Source organism: Parvibaculum sp. (assembly GCF_049672805.1).
In the GTDB taxonomy this organism is placed as follows: domain Bacteria; phylum Pseudomonadota; class Alphaproteobacteria; order Parvibaculales; family Parvibaculaceae; genus Parvibaculum.
Genome location: NZ_JBATWS010000320.1, coordinates 1 through 3136 on the forward strand (window position 1 = coordinate 1; position 3136 = coordinate 3136).

Genomic DNA, 3136 nt, shown 5'->3' on the forward strand with positions numbered 1-3136 from the left:
CTGGGTCAGTTTGTCCATTTCTTGCATGATCGCAGCTGTCGTGTCATCCACGCTGAGGCGGCTTTCTGAGCGGTCCGGAAGCTGACCATTGGCAATCATTTCTTCCAGCGCCACGCGGGCGCGTGCCACACGGCTCTTCACCGTGCCAATAGCGCAATCGCAAATGCTCGCTGCTTCCTCATAGGAGAAACCGCCAGCGCCAACGAGAATAAGAGCCTCACGCTGCGCGGCGGGCAGGTGCATCAGGGCACGCTGCAAGTCTGAAAGCTGCATCTGATGGTCCTGATGCGCAGGCGTTGAAAGCGTGCGCTCGGCCACACCCTCATCCCACTCGCCCTTGAAACGCGACCGGCGCATCTGGGAGAGAAACTGATTTCTGAGGATGACGAAAAGCCAGGCCCGCATATTGGTGCCTGCCTGATAGCGCTTGCGCGCCGCCCATGCTTTCAGCAAGGCGTCCTGCGCGAGATCATCTGCCATATCTGGCTTGCCGCACAGATTGCGCGCAAAGGCGCGCAGATGCGGAATAAGCGACTCAAGTTCTTTTTTGAACTCGCGATCACTGAGTGGAGCAACTTCTGGCGATTCTCCCTCGTCGGTCATGCTCTCAGTGTCCTTCGCCGCTTTTGAGCTGTTCGAGCAGTTCGCGAAATTCGGCGGGAACGGGCTCGTGGACGACACTACTATATACTTCGCGCAGCTGGCGTCCGATCCCGGCACCACGCGCACCGTGTCCTCTTTGTGAGGTGATGGCATCCTCCTTCCGATCTCCCCTTTGCTTGTCTTGTATCATGACTTCATATGACTTGCTGTTCTGGCGCGAAGCAGGAGGCGCCACTGGTGGTCGTCAGCACATTCAACGCGTGAACCAGCAAAAAGGTTCAACTGCGTGAAATAACAATGCAGGCAATGGGTTAGGGGTGGTCGGCAGAAAATCGCCCCGGTTCATCTGTAAGCGGAAGGCCGGACATGCAAGAACGCCCGGGGCAGGGTGCCGCCGGGCGCTCTCGGTAATCAGCCGGAAGCTCAGTGCTTGCCGAGCCAGGCGTCAATTTCCTTCTCGGCCTCTTCCTTCTGCTTGCCGTACCGCTCCTGCAGGGCGCCGGCAAGACGGTCGCGCTTGCCTTCGATCTTGGTGAGGTCGGAGTCCGTGAGGTCACCCCAGGCTTCCTTCACCCGGCCTTTCATCTGTGTCCAGTTACCTTCAACCTGATCCCAATTCATGTCTGCACTCCTCTGTCGTCGGGGGGATGTTCCTCGTGACCGGGAACGTGCTTCTAAAACCCCTCGCGCCCTGCATCGTTCCGCATGAGAAATGGAAGAGACGGAAAGAAAAAGGGCTCCCCGAGGGAGCCCTTGAATAAACACGGTCTCTCGTCAGAGAGGCGGACGGCGCCTGCCGACAAGCCCGAAGATGAGGCTGATGACAAAGAGAACGATGAAAATGAAAAAAAGGATCTTCGCGATTTCGGCTGATGCTGCAGCCACACCCCCGAAGCCGAAGACGGCGGCAATGAGGGCGATTACGAAGAAAACGGCTGTCCAGTAAAGCATGGCTCCACCTCGATTGTTATGTGTCCGGGCGGAAGACCCGTTCCCCGGAACAACGAAAAATGCGTGAGCGGGTTCCCGTCGCCATAAATCAGAAACGGCGGAAGCTGAATGTGGATGACCGCATCTGAAGGTCGCGGTCACCGCGCTGCGCAAGCGCAAGCTGCAGCATCGCCCAGATCACGCCGCTCGCCATCAGCGCCGAGAAGAGGCAGACGATGGTGAGCGGAACCACTTGCCGCATCGCCTCGAAAGACTCCGTCAGCGGGCGGGCGACAAGAATGAGGCCGATGAATAACGACCCGCCAATCAGCCAGAACGACCGAAGACGCCGCTCCCACTTTCGCTGGGTCACTTCCGAGATCACGTTCATGCCAACCTCCTGTTTGATTTGTGGCTGAAACGTGTCGTCCGGATTTTCGTTTCGTCCGGTTTTCCAGAAAACGGGCAGATGCTTCACACGAAGCACCATAATGTGCGCATCGTAACATCCCCTCCCTGCACGGACATTTTTCAAAAAATGCATGAATGAGCGGGAACCGGAACCGGAGCCATGCGTTAAGGCGGGATAGAAACCAGTGAGGGGGCCCCCATGACGCAGTCCAATTTCCAGCCGTCTCATGAGACCGTCTCGCATGGCCATGTGCGCATGCCGCTTTCAACTGAAAACGCATCAGGCCCCGCCCGTCTTTCCTTCAGCGATATGCTGCGGTCCGAAGATGTCTGTCGCAGCCTGCTCGAAAAGGCGCGCTGGCCGGACGGACCTCTTTGTCCGAATTGCGGCGCGGCCGGGGCGGCAAGCAAGCTGACAACGCGCTCGGGTTTCTGGACATGCCGGGCCTGCCGCAATTGCCAGTTCAGCGTGACCTCGGGAACGCAGCTTCACCGCACGCGAATCCCGATTTCAGCCTGGGTGCGGCTTTTCCATCTGACGCAGATTCTCGGCCACTCCTTCAACCCCCCTCAGGTGAGCCGCCGCTTTGGCGTCGCCTATCTCACGGCTGAAAGCATGTTGAAGCGGGTCGAAGCGCTGAAGCATGAGATGCCCGAAATGGCGGAACGCCTTGAGGCATCGCTTCGTGAGCTTGCGAGCGATGCCGCGGCCCGTGGCTGAGGCGGCTTCGGCTTCTTCCCTCAGAAGGAGGCAGCGCGCGTCGGAGGCGTCTGCGGCAGAATCGGATAGGCTCCGCGATAATTCTCAAGCGGGCGATATTCATCCGTAACCGGAGCGTTGGTTGAGGGCTCTGTGGCCCGCACGTCGTTCTTCTGCGCGCTGTCCATGAGAGCCGATGCAATATTGCGTATGCCGATAGCGGCACGCGCGATCAATTCCCGTCCGGCATCACAGGCAAGCGGCTCGCGGTCACAAAAGCCTGTCACATCACGCGCACTGCGTGAGACAACAATCTGGGCATTGGTGAAAGTGGAAAGATCACCGGTCACATCTTCAGGAGGTGTGACTGCAGATGGATAGCTGGTGGGCATGAATCCGTTCGCAGTTGCCGACTGTGGCGCCGGCTCATCAAGCCGCATCACATATCCGACAAGCAGCAACGCGATCAAAACCTTCAACGCAAACCGGATC

Annotated in this window: 7 protein-coding genes; 1 reads left to right on the plus strand and 6 read right to left on the minus strand. The window is 58.5% G+C overall.

The genetic code is table 11. From position 1 onward, the window contains the following. The 5 genes from WBF74_RS10120 to WBF74_RS10140 all read right to left on the minus strand — a co-directional run. Positions 1-603 (minus strand): sigma-70 family RNA polymerase sigma factor (locus WBF74_RS10120; protein WP_424439044.1); only part of this gene is annotated, 603 nt, incomplete at its 3' end. Between the two features lie 4 nt (positions 604-607). Continuing rightward, the gene (locus WBF74_RS10125; RefSeq protein ID WP_424439047.1) at positions 608-793 is read right to left on the minus strand and encodes a NepR family anti-sigma factor; all 186 of its coding nucleotides are present in this window, start codon (positions 791-793) and stop codon (positions 608-610) included. Positions 794-1026: 233 nt separating this feature from the next. Then, on the minus strand, positions 1027-1224 hold the full coding sequence (locus WBF74_RS10130) for a CsbD family protein (RefSeq protein WP_424439050.1): 198 nt from the start codon (positions 1222-1224) through the stop codon (positions 1027-1029). A 153-nt stretch (positions 1225-1377) separates the two neighbouring features. Continuing rightward, entirely contained in the window at positions 1378-1554 is a 177-nt protein-coding gene (locus WBF74_RS10135) for a DUF1328 domain-containing protein (protein ID WP_424439053.1), read from the minus strand. A gap of 88 nt (positions 1555-1642) precedes the next feature. Further along, positions 1643-1924, minus strand: coding sequence for a hypothetical protein (locus WBF74_RS10140; RefSeq protein WP_424439056.1), 282 nt, complete (start codon positions 1922-1924; stop codon positions 1643-1645). Between the two features lie 219 nt (positions 1925-2143). On the opposite strand from WBF74_RS10140, the gene WBF74_RS10145 reads away from it, so the two are divergent. After that, entirely contained in the window at positions 2144-2665 is a 522-nt protein-coding gene (locus WBF74_RS10145) for a transposase (RefSeq protein WP_424439059.1), read from the plus strand. A 20-nt stretch (positions 2666-2685) separates the two neighbouring features. Here the strand turns inward: WBF74_RS10145 and WBF74_RS10150 are convergent. Beyond that, positions 2686-3136: hypothetical protein (locus WBF74_RS10150; RefSeq protein ID WP_424439062.1), on the minus strand; the 451-nt coding region annotated here is incomplete at its 5' end.

Excerpts from the sequence above, each read along its gene's own strand:
- WBF74_RS10130 (WP_424439050.1), bottom strand. The coding sequence starts at position 1,224 with ATGAATTGGGATCAGGTTGAAGGTAACTGGACACAGATGAAAGGCCGG.
- WBF74_RS10135 (WP_424439053.1), bottom strand. The coding sequence starts at position 1,554 with ATGCTTTACTGGACAGCCGTTTTCTTCGTAATCGCCCTCATTGCCGCC.
- WBF74_RS10140 (WP_424439056.1), bottom strand. The coding sequence starts at position 1,924 with ATGAACGTGATCTCGGAAGTGACCCAGCGAAAGTGGGAGCGGCGTCTT.
- WBF74_RS10145 (WP_424439059.1), top strand. The coding sequence starts at position 2,144 with ATGACGCAGTCCAATTTCCAGCCGTCTCATGAGACCGTCTCGCATGGC.
- WBF74_RS10125 (WP_424439047.1), bottom strand. The coding sequence starts at position 793 with ATGATACAAGACAAGCAAAGGGGAGATCGGAAGGAGGATGCCATCACC.